Source organism: Rodentibacter caecimuris, from assembly GCF_010587025.1.
Taxonomy (GTDB): domain Bacteria; phylum Pseudomonadota; class Gammaproteobacteria; order Enterobacterales; family Pasteurellaceae; genus Rodentibacter; species Rodentibacter caecimuris.
Genome location: NZ_CP040863.1, coordinates 2190053 through 2203236, shown reverse-complemented (window position 1 = coordinate 2203236; position 13184 = coordinate 2190053). Strand labels below are relative to the sequence as shown.

13 protein-coding genes are annotated in these 13184 nt (G+C 37.9%); 4 read left to right on the top strand and 9 right to left on the bottom strand.

All coding sequences use genetic code 11. The features are described 5' to 3' along the window. The first annotated feature begins 21 nt into the window (after positions 1–21). Complete coding sequence (locus FEE42_RS10855) at positions 22–1284, top strand: MFS transporter (protein ID WP_418067156.1); 1263 nt, start codon at positions 22–24, stop codon at positions 1282–1284. 77 nt (positions 1285–1361) lie between these two features. Here the strand turns inward: FEE42_RS10855 and FEE42_RS10850 are convergent, their stop codons facing one another. Together FEE42_RS10850 and FEE42_RS10845 are read right to left on the bottom strand one after the other, a co-directional pair. Next, the gene (locus tag FEE42_RS10850) at positions 1362–1667 is read right to left on the bottom strand and encodes a hypothetical protein (RefSeq protein WP_059367551.1); all 306 of its coding nucleotides are present in this window, start codon (positions 1665–1667) and stop codon (positions 1362–1364) included. Continuing rightward, on the bottom strand, positions 1651–2085 hold the full coding sequence (locus FEE42_RS10845; RefSeq protein ID WP_164028558.1) for a hypothetical protein: 435 nt from the start codon (positions 2083–2085) through the stop codon (positions 1651–1653). The genes FEE42_RS10850 and FEE42_RS10845 overlap by 17 nt, the downstream gene beginning before the upstream one ends. Before the next feature lie 203 nt (positions 2086–2288). On the opposite strand from FEE42_RS10845, the gene adk reads away from it, so the two are divergent. The 3 genes from adk to trhP all read left to right on the top strand — a co-directional run bounded on the left by adk (position 2289) and on the right by trhP (position 6574). After that, entirely contained in the window at positions 2289–2933 is a 645-nt protein-coding gene (gene adk, locus FEE42_RS10840; RefSeq protein WP_059367557.1) for an adenylate kinase, read from the top strand. Positions 2934–3024: 91 nt separating this feature from the next. Then, positions 3025–5019 carry a hypothetical protein gene (locus FEE42_RS10835; RefSeq protein ID WP_164028556.1) on the top strand — a complete coding sequence of 665 codons (1995 nt, stop codon included), beginning with the start codon at positions 3025–3027 and terminating at the stop codon, positions 5017–5019. Positions 5020–5194: 175 nt separating this feature from the next. Next, entirely contained in the window at positions 5195–6574 is a 1380-nt protein-coding gene (gene trhP / locus FEE42_RS10830; protein ID WP_164028554.1) for a prephenate-dependent tRNA uridine(34) hydroxylase TrhP, read from the top strand. Between the two features lie 213 nt (positions 6575–6787). Here trhP and FEE42_RS10825 read toward each other — a convergent pair whose 3' ends face one another. From FEE42_RS10825 to rpmF, 7 genes are all read right to left on the bottom strand, one after another. Next, complete coding sequence (locus FEE42_RS10825; protein ID WP_164028552.1) at positions 6788–8458, bottom strand: anaerobic C4-dicarboxylate transporter; 1671 nt, start codon at positions 8456–8458, stop codon at positions 6788–6790. Between the two features lie 222 nt (positions 8459–8680). Beyond that, complete coding sequence (acpP, locus tag FEE42_RS10820; RefSeq protein WP_005544465.1) at positions 8681–8911, bottom strand: acyl carrier protein; 231 nt, start codon at positions 8909–8911, stop codon at positions 8681–8683. A gap of 259 nt (positions 8912–9170) precedes the next feature. Further along, the gene (fabG, locus tag FEE42_RS10815; RefSeq protein WP_059367564.1) at positions 9171–9899 is read right to left on the bottom strand and encodes a 3-oxoacyl-ACP reductase FabG; all 729 of its coding nucleotides are present in this window, start codon (positions 9897–9899) and stop codon (positions 9171–9173) included. 11 nt (positions 9900–9910) lie between these two features. Beyond that, the gene (gene fabD / locus FEE42_RS10810; RefSeq protein WP_059367569.1) at positions 9911–10849 is read right to left on the bottom strand and encodes an ACP S-malonyltransferase; all 939 of its coding nucleotides are present in this window, start codon (positions 10847–10849) and stop codon (positions 9911–9913) included. Positions 10850–10981: 132 nt separating this feature from the next. Beyond that, a complete protein-coding gene (locus FEE42_RS10805) occupies positions 10982–11932 on the bottom strand; it encodes a beta-ketoacyl-ACP synthase III (protein WP_059367572.1) in 951 nt (316 codons plus the stop codon). A 19-nt stretch (positions 11933–11951) separates the two neighbouring features. After that, entirely contained in the window at positions 11952–12971 is a 1020-nt protein-coding gene (gene plsX / locus FEE42_RS10800) for a phosphate acyltransferase PlsX (RefSeq protein WP_164028550.1), read from the bottom strand. A gap of 21 nt (positions 12972–12992) precedes the next feature. Further along, positions 12993–13163: a 50S ribosomal protein L32 gene (rpmF, locus tag FEE42_RS10795; RefSeq protein WP_005544470.1), complete on the bottom strand. Its 171-nt coding sequence runs from the start codon at positions 13161–13163 to the stop codon at positions 12993–12995. Positions 13164–13184 lie beyond the last annotated feature (21 nt).

The window sequence follows — 13184 nt, the reverse complement described above, 5'->3', positions numbered from 1 at the left end:
TACCAAAATGAACCGCACTTTATGCCGAATTCTCTGCTTTCACAAATCTTCACACGTAAAATGTTAATTTGCGTGTTCACCGGTTTCAGTTCCGGTTTGCCTTTATTTGTCTTATTGCAAATGTTACCCGTATGGCTAACGGACAAGCAGCTTTCTGTCGAATTAATCGGAGCGGTAACCGGTGTCATGCTACCTTATGGGCTAAAATTTTTATGGGCTCCCTTGTTAGATCGCTATTTCCCAAGTTTTTTAGGTCGCCGCCGCAGTTGGCTTCTTATTTCGCAAGTTATCTTACTTGTCTTACTTTATGCTATCAGCCTTTTTGATCCTATCTCTCAGTTAAGTATTGTTGCCAACATTGCTTTATTAATTGCATTTTTTTCTGCTACACAGGATATCGTACTCGATGCCTATCGCCGTGAGATTTTAAGCGATCACGAGCTTGGTTTGGGCAATACCCTTCACCTTAACGCCTATCGAATTGCAGGTTTAATTCCCGGTGGACTTTCCCTTTATCTTGCCACTATTTACCCATGGGAAACCGTCTTTTTATGGACCGCACTTTGTATGTTAGCGGGGATTTTTATGACATTATTTCTCACCAAAGAACCCCAACAGAACGCCCCTAAAAATAATAGCCAACCATTCTATCAAGCATTTTGGATTCCTCTACAAGAATTTTTCCAACGTAAAGGAATTGCACAAGCCATCGGTTTTTTACTGTTTTTATTTCTATACAAATTTGGCGATTCTTTTGCCACCACACTGCAAACCAAATTTATCTACGATATGGGATTCAGCAAAAAAGATATTGCTCTAGTGGTTAAAACAACCTCTCTTTGGGCTAGCGTCTTATCGGGGCTTGTCGGCGGTATAATAATGTTGAAACTAGGAATTAATCGGGCATTATGGTTATTCGGTTTCGTGCAAATGATCACTATCAGCGGATTTATTTGGTTAGCCAACTTCGGGCATTTTGACTACATCACATCCGCCGAATTATGGAAATTAGGTGTCGTCATTGCCGCAGAATATGTCGGTGTCGGTCTTGGCACCGCTGCCTTTGTTGCGTTTATGGCTCGTGAAACCAATCCGCTTTATACAGCGACCCAACTTGCCCTTTTCACTAGTCTTTCAGCCTTACCAAGTAAAGGATTAGGAATGCTTTCGGGCTATGCTGTCAGCGCGGTAGGATATTATCATTATTTTTGGATTTGCTTATTTTTGGCAATACCGGGCATGATTTGTTTGTTTTGGGTTGCACCTTGGAATGCAAAGCAATAAAAAGTTTGTATTGTTTTAAAAAATGTAATTAAATCTCTCATCAATACGCATGGCTTTCACCATGCGTAAATTAATTGTTAATCAATACCTGCCATTTTCTTATTAAGGGCAGACATTGTTTTTGACACGCCCCAAATCCCCAAGAAACCAATAGGAATAAAGGGAATAAAACTAATAATTAGGACAATCAACTGCCATTTTTTCTGTGTCATAGTAAATGCGATTGCGCAGAAAATACCGACTAACCAAGGGATAACGATAAAGGCAATAATTACTTCAATATCAAAATATTGGGAGTATTCATCAATAGTAAGAAGATTTAGAGCAATATTGATAAAAAGGCTTATCCATACGGCAGCGTGTAATTTAATGGCTGAGTTCATCTGTTTTTTCCTCTTTAATGTGGTGATTGATTGACATTAACTCTTTTACCAGTTCCTCCTGTTGTTCTTTTTGTACCATATTTAGCACCAACCTTTCCTTTTTATTGGTTTTCAGATGAAAGATTAGATTGCCTTTTTTATTTTCAACGGACTGAATATCATCGTATTTGATGTATTTGGTTGAGCTTAGCGGGGAGGATTTTATTTGAATATGGTTGTTCATTAGTGAAATGATCGGTTTATTGACGATACTAAGCTGTAAAATACCCAAAATAGTATTTATCAATCCAAAGAATAAAAACATCGGTTGATTTATCAATCCGAAGAAAATTAACAATATTCCACTAGCAAATGTTATCCACATATTTAATTTAACTAGTGAAGAACGAGAGAAATGTTTTTCCGATAAATTCTGCATAAAACTCCAAAGGTGAAAGTGACTTGAATGTGATGAAGTATAGCACGATAAAATGTAAAAATATTGTATCAAATCAACGGATTAATTCTTGATAATAACTTTAATCAAAAATTGTTGATTTTTTCATTAAATGTTACAAAAAATTTGACCTCACTTCGCTTTATCAGTATCTTAATCGGGTTTATTTAGTCACGGAGATTTCTATGAAAATTATTCTTTTAGGCGCACCGGGTGCAGGCAAAGGCACACAAGCGCAATTTATTATGAAAAAATTTGGCATTCCACAAATTTCAACGGGCGATATGTTTCGCGCGGCAATCAAAGCCGGAACAGAATTAGGTAAACAAGCAAAAGCGCTAATGGATGAAGGAAAATTAGTACCCGATGAATTAACCGTAGCATTAGTAAAAGATCGCATTGCCCAGCCCGATTGCGCAAACGGTTTCTTATTAGACGGTTTCCCTCGCACCATTCCACAAGCCGATGCGTTAAAAGAATCAGGTGTGAAAATTGATTATGTTTTAGAATTTGATGTACCTGATGAAGTGATTGTGGAACGTATGAGCGGTCGTCGCGTACACCAAGCCTCCGGTCGTTCTTACCACATTGTTTATAATCCGCCGAAAGTGGAAGGCAAAGATGATATTACCGGTGAAGATCTCATCATCCGTGCAGATGATAAACCGGAAACCGTATTGGATCGCTTAGCGGTTTATCACAAACAGACCCAACCATTAGTGGATTATTATCAAGCAGAAGCGAAAGCGGGTAACACACAATATTTCCGCTTAGACGGCACACAAAAAGTAGAAGCCGTCAGCCAAGAATTAGATCAAATCTTAGGCTAAAACAAATGCAAAATCGACCGCACTTTTTCGACAAAGTGCGGTCTTTTTTAACAATATTTTTGCCTCGTTATTTTTCCGTTTTGGAGACAACATGATTAAAAAAACAAAAATTACACTTTCCCTTTCCGCTTTGATTGTGGTATCGGGCATCGGTGCACAGATTTATACTAATCACAAAGTGGATCAAGTCTTACAAAACTTTCCCTATTCCCTTGATAATCAAGCGAAATTACTAGTCTCTCAAACAAGTAAAAACATTTTTACCCGCCACTTAACGTTTAGTCTGCAAAATAACGATAACGAAAAAACCGATCTCATTACCAGCAAACTGACAACGCTGCCTTTTTTCATCACGGCTGAATCGAATTTATCGGAGAAATTCGTTCGACAATTAAACAAAACTTTAAATATCACCATTGATAAAAATACGATTAACACAAAATTTTCACCGATCGGTGATTATTTTTCGTCTGATATTTTGACGGAGTTTCGAGACTTCGCCAATAAATCGCAACAAAGCACGATCTCATTAAATTTCCGAGAAAATAAAGAAATTGATTTAAATGCCAATTTGACCGGTTTTAACTATGACAACGACAGCAAATTAAAAAAACTTGAGGGGAAATTTCATCTTATTCCTGTAACGCCAAGTCAATATGATTTAACACATATCGAATTAACCGCTGAAAATGCCGAGCTAGCACTATTAAATGGTGAAAATACACGCTTACAATTAAAAAATACCACCTATAAATTTAATAAAAACAAAGAGAATAATACAGAAAAACGTGATTTAACCACAAAGCTAAGTAGTGATATTTTACGTATCTCTAATAAAAACCGTACCACAGAAGAAAGCCAAACAACATTTGGGGGTTTAAATATCAGTTTGAATCAACAAGGCGTCCCAAGTGCGGTCAATTTTTATAATGAATTTAAAAAACTTAGTACGGGCGATCAAAATATTAGAAATGGGGTGGATTTATTAATCGCTATATTAACTAAAAATGATTATTTTGACAGTAAGGTTTCTGTTATTTCAGTTAATGCACCGAAAAAGCAAAAACCTTATTTTAATTTACAAAATGGTAATATAGCATTGAAATTAGATAATACGGATCTCACTAAAAGCAACGCCAATTTTGAACTCTTAGTGGGGAGTGTTAAACAAACACCGGAAGATAATGCCCAAAAATGGGATGCTAAAGATGGAAAACTTAGTGTTCAATTAAAAGACTATAATATTGCAAATGAGTTGAGTCTTATTCCATTCTTTTTGGAAACGCTTACTGTAAAGTCTCCGCCATCTAAAGATAATAAAGATTTCCTTCATTTAAAAGACAAATGGGTGAGAGAGTTTAAGGAAAATTCGAACATTGATTTTTCACTGCATAGTTTAAATCTATTTGAAAATAAAATAACTGCTCTTACATTTAATAATAAATCTAGGTCAGAAAGTGATCAATATAGTACAAGTTTTACACTAAATACAAAAAAAATCAGTGTACCGGAACAAAGTATGCAAATTGAGGATTTGTCGATTTCAATTCCACTAAAGCTTAATGACCCTCGTTCGTATTGGTCTTCAGCATTTTGTTTAGGAGCTTATGAGACGCTTTGTCAGACTTATTTAACAACAGCGACACAAGAAAAATATTTGAATAACGCATGGTCGGATCTAAATTTTATTTTAGATCATACCAATGTTACCTTTAATCTCAACACATCGCCCGAAACGAAAGCCTATCCGGTAAAATTTGAAGCCAATGGTATGATGACTAAAGCACCGGAAGATGCGAAATCATCTCAGGGTTGGTCTTTCCTAGATAGAACAGAAGGTTTATTAAGGATTTCCTTTGATAAAAGGTTAGTTGAAATTCAGGATGAAAAAACAAGTAAGATTAAAGAACAAAGCTTATTTTGGAATATGATTCAAAGTGAAATTAAACCATATGATACTATTCTTCCTGCTTTTGTAGCAGAAGGTGAGAATTATGTGGCTAAGTTTGAAAAAAATGACAATGGCTATTTCATTAACGGCAAATCTTTTGAGGAGATAGAAGAAGAAAGTTCATCAGAGAAATAATAAAAAAATGCCCACGGACGGTATGGTGGGTATTTTTTTATCGTTAATGAAAAACACTCCAAAATCTGACCGCACTTTATCCTTTACAAATAGTGAAATAAACCTAAAATACGGGCTTTTAACACGACTTGCCTACGGGTAGGTTACTGACTTGAAATCAGAAAAAGAGTAGATTATGACCACCTCATTTAAGCCCGAATTACTTTCTCCCGCCGGTTCTCTAAAAAATATGCGCTATGCCTTTGCCTACGGTGCAGATGCCGTCTATGCCGGTCAGCCCCGTTATAGCTTACGAGTGCGTAACAATGAATTTAATCATGCAAATTTAAAAATCGGTATTGATGAAGCGCACGCCCTTGGTAAAAAATTCTATGTCGTTGTGAATATTGCACCGCATAATTCTAAACTCAAAACCTTTATTAAAGATTTACAACCCGTTATAAATATGGGACCGGATGCGTTGATTATGTCCGATCCTGGTTTGATTATGCTGGTGCGTGAGCATTTCCCCGATATTGATATTCATCTTTCCGTACAAGCCAATGCGGTAAACTGGGCAACGGTGAAATTTTGGAAACAAATGGGGCTAACCCGCGTGATTTTGTCCCGAGAACTTTCCTTAGATGAAATTACTGAAATTCGCCAACAGGTGCCGGATATTGAACTTGAGATTTTCGTACATGGCGCATTATGTATGGCATATTCTGGTCGTTGCTTGCTTTCCGGCTACATTAATAAACGCGATCCAAACCAAGGCACTTGCACTAATGCCTGCCGTTGGGAATATAAAATGGAAGAAGGTACGGTTGATGAAGTGGGCAATATTGTGCCGAAAATTGATCCGGCACAACAAATCGAAGTCAAAAATGTTGCACCGACACTGGGTGAAGGAACGGTGACGGACAAAGTATTTCTTTATACGGAATCACAAAAGCCGGATGAACAAATGACCGCCTTTGAGGATGAACACGGCACTTATTTTATGAATTCAAAAGATTTGCGTGCCGTACAACATGTAGAAAAACTCACCGCACTTGGTGTACATTCCTTAAAAATTGAAGGTCGAACCAAGTCTTTCTATTATTGTGCCCGCACGGCGCAGGTCTATCGAAAAGCTATTGATGATGCCGTGGCAGGTAAGCCTTTCGATGAGAGCTTGATGAATACCTTAGAATCTCTCGCACACCGAGGTTATACCGAAGGATTTTTACGTCGCCATACACATGATGAGTATCAAAATTATGAATACGGCTATTCTATTTCCGATCGCCAACAATTTGTCGGAGAATTTACCGGAAAACGCAATGAACAAGGTATGGCGGAAGTCGCTGTAAAAAATAAATTTTTACTTGGCGATGAAGTAGAAATGATGACACCTCAAGGTAATATCAATTTTAAAATTGAAAAAATGCTAAATCGAAAAAATGAACAAGTAGAAGCTGCATTAGGTGACGGACATTTCGTGTTCTTAGATGTCCCGCAAGATATCAATTTAGAATACTCACTCTTGATGCGTAATTTAGTGAACAGCAATACCCGTAATCCACACAATTAATTTTGTTAATAAAATGTTGCATTTATTTTAAATGTTATTATAATGCGTACGCATACCTGATTTGTTTATTCAACAACTCATAGTATGACTCCAAATACTTTGCCCTTTCAAATTTTGAAAGGGCTTTTTTATGCATTTTGATTGAGAAATTTCGCTGATAGATAAAGCATAAAGGCTATTCTTTCGAATAGCCTTTGTTAATTTAAGTCACGATTATAAATAACCAAATAAACCGATGAAAACATAACCAAAAATACAGGAAGTAATGACCCCGATTAACCCCGGTAAAATAAAACTATGATTAATCACAAATTTACCAATTCGGGTAGTGCCGGAACGGTCAAATTGAATCGCAGCAAGATCACTCGGATAAGTCGGTAAAATATAGTAACCATAACATGCCGAAGCAAAGGCAAGGATAATTGCAGGATCAACGCCGATATCTAATGATAACGGAACAAACGCTACTAATGCCGCAGCTTGAGAATTTACAAATTTAGAAATCAATAACAACATTACCGCATAAGTCCAAGGATAGGCCTTTACCACATCGCCTAATGTTGCTTTCATCATTGGGGTATGAACGGTAAACATCGTTTCAGCCATCCAAGAGATACCAAATACTGCGACTAATGCAATCATACCGGAACGGAAAATTTCATTTTTACTAATTTTACTTGGCTCCGTTTTGGTAAAGATAATAATTAATGCACCGGCTAATAGCATAAAAATTTGAATTACATGAACCATACTAATGTTCACTTTTTTATTTATACTATCCTTTAAAATAATCTTTGCATTATCAATCGTTTCAATCTCATCGCCCGACTGGATCACAACAGAATTGTTATCTTTTACAGATATAGTTTGAGCAAGTTCCCCTTTTTTATTATAAATTTCGACATGACTATAAGTGGTTTTCGGTTTTGCCTTATTGTCTTTCACATCAAGAGACACTACACCGTCTTTTGCTACAGCAACAATTTTACCCTCTTTTACATTAAAACTTTTTACCGTTTCAGCATAGGAAACGACTTCAAGCATTTGTGCCGGTACTGATTTCTCAAACGCCGGGCGTAATTCTTTAAAATAACCCAGTGATGCAACAATTAAGATCGCACCAAAGAAGATCCACATTGCATTCCAACTGGATTGCGGCAATTTTTTATCAAGTAATGACGTACCCTCGCCATAGACATACTCTTTAAAACTAGGATCTTGTAGTTTCGTTTGAAATTCAATATCTTTATCCAAATCTTTACCACGAAACCAGCTAAAAATACCGATAGCCAATACACCACAAAGAGTCGATGGAACAGTAATTTTTAATAAATCCAGATAACCATCAAAACCTGCTAGCGGTGTTTTTGCATTAACCAAGAACGCCGTTAATGTTACAACCGCAACAGAAACCGGTGAGGCAATAATCCCCATTTGAGAAGCGATAGAACTCGCCGCCATCGGACGCTCAGGGCGAATACCATTTTTAATAGCAATATCATAAATGATTGGTAGCATGGTATAAACCACATGACCTGTACCACAAAGAATTGTTAAGAAACAAGTAACAAACGGTGCAAGAATACTGACATATTTTGGATTTTTACGAAGCATTTTCTCTGCAATTTGTAACATCACATCCAAGCCGCCGCTCGCTTGTAATGTTGCAGAGGTAACGACCACTGCAAGAATTGTTAACATGACATCAATTGCAGGTTTACCCGGCTCAATACCAAAACCAAAGACTAAGACAATCAACCCTACACCGCCTAACATCCCTAATGCTATGCCTCCTTTTCTTGCACCATAAAACAAGCAGATGAGTACAATAGCAAGTTGAATAACAAATTGGGAAACTTCACTTAAGTTAGTTAGAAAATCCATAGATACTCCAATAAATTTAAAATTTAAAATATAAACTAGAAAAACTAATAAATGCTAACACAAAGAATTAACACAAATTAAGTAGTATTCGATAACTTATTGTTCTATATCAATTTCAGAAAGCAGCAACGAAATAACTCATTAAAAATAAAGTGCGGTCTATTTTAAAGAGGGAATTAGGTAAAAAAATTAGGCGACCTAAAAAGGTCGCCCAACTTGAAATTATTGATTATTTTGAACGTAGTCAATCGCAGATTGAACAGTTGTGATTTTTTCCGCTTCTTCATCCGGAATTTCAATATCAAATTCCTCTTCCAAAGCCATAACCAATTCAACTGTATCTAAAGAGTCCGCACCTAAATCTTCAACGAAAGAAGCTTCAGGTTTCACATCTTCTTCTTTAACACCTAATTGTTCAACGATGATTTTTTTTACGCGTTCTTCAATGCTCATTTGTTTTTCCTATGTTGTTATAACTCATTGCTGAGCGGTTAGTGTATGAATTTTTAATATTCTTGCAATCTTTTCATAAGTGGTCGCACCACAAAAGCACAAGCAAAATACATACAGAGAAAATAACGATATACCTTTTACACATTCAAGGCATAACCAAATTATGTTGCGAGGCTGATTTTAACATTATCTAAAATCTTTGGCTATGATTTTATAAGGAGAAATCGCCTAACAACAAATAACCAGCTCCATCAAGGAGTTAGCTCATATGTAGCCCACCATTCACATGTAAGGTCGTGCCAGTGATATAGGCCGCCTCATCAGATGCCAAGAACGCAACGGCTTTCGCAATATCTTTCGCATCTCCCAAACGTCCTGCCGGTACGTTAGAAAGAATACTTGATTTCTGTTCATCCGTTAAAACTTCTGTCATATCCGTTGCGATAAAACCCGGTGCTACAACATTTACAGTAATCCCACGGGATGCGACTTCTTTTGCTAATGCTTTTGAGAATCCAATCACTCCTGCTTTCGCCGCACAATAGTTACTTTGTCCCGGATTTCCCGTTGAGCCAACCACAGAACCAATGTTAATAATACGGCCAAAACGCTTTTTCATCATTGAACGCAACATGGATTTAGAAAGATGATATATAGAAGTTAAATTAGTTTGCATAATATCAAACCATTCATCATCTTTCATACGCATGAGTAAATTATCACGTGTAATACCCGCATTATTCACCAAAATATCAATGTCGCCAAAATCATTTTTAATTTGTTCCAACATCGTTTCGATAGAGGCTTTATCCGCCACGTTTAATACTAGACCTTTACCTTTTTCACCCAAGTATGCAGAAATTGTTTCTGCGCCTTTTTCAGAAGTCGCCGTACCAATTACAAATGCGCCCTTTAAAACCAATTCTTCGGCAATCGCACGACCAATACCACGCGTTGCCCCCGTTACTAACGCAATTTTACCTTGCATTTTTCTCTCCTCTATACTAATAGTTCTTCAACTGAATTAAGTGATGCAAGATCATTCACCGATATTGCCTGAAAATCACTCACAATACGTTTTGTTAATCCGTTTAATACCTTACCGGGACCTATTTCCAGCAATACCTGTACACCGTCTTGCGCCATTTTTTCTACGGTTTCCGTCCAACGTACAGGACTGTAAAGTTGACGAATAAGAGCCATACGAATAGCGGCACTTTCAGATTCTGTTGCAACATCAACATTATTAATTACTGCGATCTCCGGAATATTCACTGCTATTGTTTCTAATGTAGTTGCTAATTTATCCGCAGCCGGTTTCATCAATGCACAATGTGATGGTACGCTCACTGCTAACGGCAATGCGCGCTTCGCCCCCGCCTCTTTACACAATGCAGCAGCGCGCTCTACTGCTGCTTTTGCTCCTGCAATCACCACTTGTCCCGGTGAGTTAAAATTCACAGCTGACACCACTTCACCTTGTTCTGCCTGTTTACAAGCATTAATAATAGACTCATTGTCTAAGCCGATGATCGCATACATCGCACCAGTGCCCTCAGGTACTGCTTGTTGCATTAATTTACCACGTAATTCCACCAATTTAATGGCATCTTGAAAATTCAGTACGCCTGCGCAAACTAATGCGGAATACTCGCCTAAACTATGACCTGCCATCACTTCCGGCTTAAATTGCGGATATTTTTCTTGCCATACACGATAAATAGCAACAGAGGCTGCCAACAATGCAGGCTGGGTTTGCCATGTTTTATTAAGCTCTTCTACCGGACCTTGTTGAGCAAGTTGCCATAAATCATAGCCAAGCACATCAGAGGCTTGTTTAAAGGTTTCAATAACAATTGGATATTCGTCGGCAAGCTCAGCAAGCATACCAATACTCTGAGATCCCTGCCCTGGGAAGACCATTGCAAATTTTTTCATTCTTTTTTCCTATTTATTCTAAATTGAAATATTTCTTTGATAAAAATCGGTATTCATGATTGCATATATCAAAAAGTGCGGTCAAATTTAACCGCACTTTCCAACAATTTCACTGCGATTCTAACAAAATTATTAGAAACGCACCAATGCTGAACCCCAAGTCCAACCACCGCCAAAGGCTTCTAATAGTAACAACTGCCCTCGTTGAATACGACCATCACGCACTGCTTCATCCAATGCTACCGGTACTGTTGCCGCACTATTATTCGCATATTTATCTAACGTAACAACCACTTGCGACATATTCATTTCCAGTTTTTTCGCCGTTGCGCTGATAATGCGTAAATTTGCTTGATGTGGCACAAGCCAATCTAAATCTTCTTTATCTAAATTATTTGCGGCTAAGGTTTCCTCAACTACATTGGAAAGTTCACGCACTGCAAGTTTAAAGGTTTCATTACCCTGCATTTCAATATAACCGGATTTTTCCACACCACGCTCAGGTTGAGACAAAACCAACCCATTGTGTTTATCTGCGGAAGCGTGTAGATGAGTAGAGATAATCCCCTCTTGTTCGCTTGCCTCTAAAATTACAGCACCGGCGCCATCACCAAATAATACAACCGTGCTACGATCTGTTTCATCTAATTTACGAGAATTAAGATCAGATCCCACGACTAAAGCTGTTTTTACTTTACCCGTACGAATAAATTGGTCAGCAACACTTAACGCATAAACAAAACCGGTACAAGCAGCGGCTAAATCGAAAGAAATAGCGTCATCAATTTCCAACAACCCTTGGATTTGACAAGCAGCACTCGGGTAAGCATGAGAGCTGCTAGTGGTAGCAACAATAATTAAATCAATATGTTGAGGGCTAATTTTGGCATATTCAATTGCTTTTTTTGCTGCCTCAAAACCCATTGTTGCCACAGTTTCATTTTCATCGGCAATACGACGTTCACGAATACCTGAACGAGTAACAATCCATTCGTCCGAAGTATCAACCATTTTCTCAAGATCCGCATTAGTGCGAATACGACTCGGTAAATAGCTACCGGTAGATAAAATTCTGCTATTCATAATCAAATAAATTAAGTCATTAATAACGTGCTAAGCCCGCCAATATTTTTTCAGGGAATTGTAGGCGGGCTTGAAAAGCCGCATCAGCAATGGCCTGAGCAAACGCATTCACATTTGCGCTACCGTGACTCTTTACCACCACTGAGTTTAAGCCAATAAGTGAGGCACCATTATATTCATCGGGATTAATATGTTTCAAACGCTGATAGCCTCTCTGAAACAAGTGACGAACCGTCCACGAAAAAACGGGTTTTAAATAACGGTGTTTGGGTTGTTCGTTAAATAGGGACAACACATTTTTCGCGGCCCCCTCTAAAGTTTTCAGTGCAATATTTCCTGAAAAACCGTCGCTGACAATCACATCCGCTTTGCCGTTCAGTAATAAATCGCCCTCAATAAACCCAATATAATTAAGTGCGGTCGATTTTTCTAATAGATTTGCTGCATCACGAATAAATTGATGACCTTTAATTTCTTCAACACCAATATTTAATAATCCAATTCGGGGATAAACTAAATTCAGTCTATGCTCTGCGAAAATGCTTCCCATTATAGCAAATTGATAAAGATTTTCTGCATCACATTCAATGTTAGCCCCCAAATCCAACATGACAGATTTCCCCCTCCCCATAGTTGGGATCATTGAAACTAAAGCCGGGCGGGCAATACCTTTAAGGGGCTGCAATAAAATCTTCGACAATCCCATTAATGCACCGGTATTTCCCGCACTGACACAACCTTGTGCCAAACCATCTTTAACCGCTTCAAGAGCCAAACGCATGGAAGTACCTTTGCTATGACGTAAAGCGTAAGAAATACCCTGGTGGTTATCAATAATCCTTGTGCAATGTCGAATTTGTACTCGCTCTAAAAGTGCTTTAGAGCAATCTTTTAACAAAGGAGAAATCTGTTGGTAATCACCAAACAGAAGTAAAGAAAGCCTTGGATTTTTTTCCAATGCAAGAAGAGATGCGGGGATAGTAGTACGGGGACCAATGTCCCCGCCCATCAGATCTAACGCTAAGGTTAGACGAGTCAAGTGAATACCTGTAAGTAAAAATTACTTATTGATCACTTTACGACCACGGTAGTAACCGTCTGCAGTTACGTGGTGGCGTAAATGAGTTTCACCGCTTGCTTTATCCACTGATACTGCAGCGGTAGTTAACGCATCGTGTGAACGACGCATATCACGACGTGAACGAGATTTTTTGTTTTGTTGAACAGCCATTGGCTATACTCCTAAATTAAA

What these genes read in the sequence shown, in the direction of transcription:
- adk (WP_059367557.1), top strand. Translation starts at nt 2,289, where the DNA reads ATGAAAATTATTCTTTTAGGCGCACCGGGTGCAGGCAAAGGCACACAA.
- trhP (WP_164028554.1), top strand. Translation starts at nt 5,195, where the DNA reads ATGACCACCTCATTTAAGCCCGAATTACTTTCTCCCGCCGGTTCTCTA.
- acpP (WP_005544465.1), bottom strand. Translation starts at nt 8,911, where the DNA reads ATGAGCATTGAAGAACGCGTAAAAAAAATCATCGTTGAACAATTAGGT.
- FEE42_RS10805 (WP_059367572.1), bottom strand. Translation starts at nt 11,932, where the DNA reads ATGAATAGCAGAATTTTATCTACCGGTAGCTATTTACCGAGTCGTATT.
- FEE42_RS10850 (WP_059367551.1), bottom strand. Translation starts at nt 1,667, where the DNA reads ATGAACTCAGCCATTAAATTACACGCTGCCGTATGGATAAGCCTTTTT.
- fabG (WP_059367564.1), bottom strand. Translation starts at nt 9,899, where the DNA reads ATGCAAGGTAAAATTGCGTTAGTAACGGGGGCAACGCGTGGTATTGGT.
- FEE42_RS10845 (WP_164028558.1), bottom strand. Translation starts at nt 2,085, where the DNA reads ATGCAGAATTTATCGGAAAAACATTTCTCTCGTTCTTCACTAGTTAAA.
- fabD (WP_059367569.1), bottom strand. Translation starts at nt 10,849, where the DNA reads ATGAAAAAATTTGCAATGGTCTTCCCAGGGCAGGGATCTCAGAGTATT.
- rpmF (WP_005544470.1), bottom strand. Translation starts at nt 13,163, where the DNA reads ATGGCTGTTCAACAAAACAAAAAATCTCGTTCACGTCGTGATATGCGT.
- FEE42_RS10835 (WP_164028556.1), top strand. Translation starts at nt 3,025, where the DNA reads ATGATTAAAAAAACAAAAATTACACTTTCCCTTTCCGCTTTGATTGTG.
- FEE42_RS10825 (WP_164028552.1), bottom strand. Translation starts at nt 8,458, where the DNA reads ATGGATTTTCTAACTAACTTAAGTGAAGTTTCCCAATTTGTTATTCAA.
- FEE42_RS10855 (WP_418067156.1), top strand. Translation starts at nt 22, where the DNA reads ATGCCGAATTCTCTGCTTTCACAAATCTTCACACGTAAAATGTTAATT.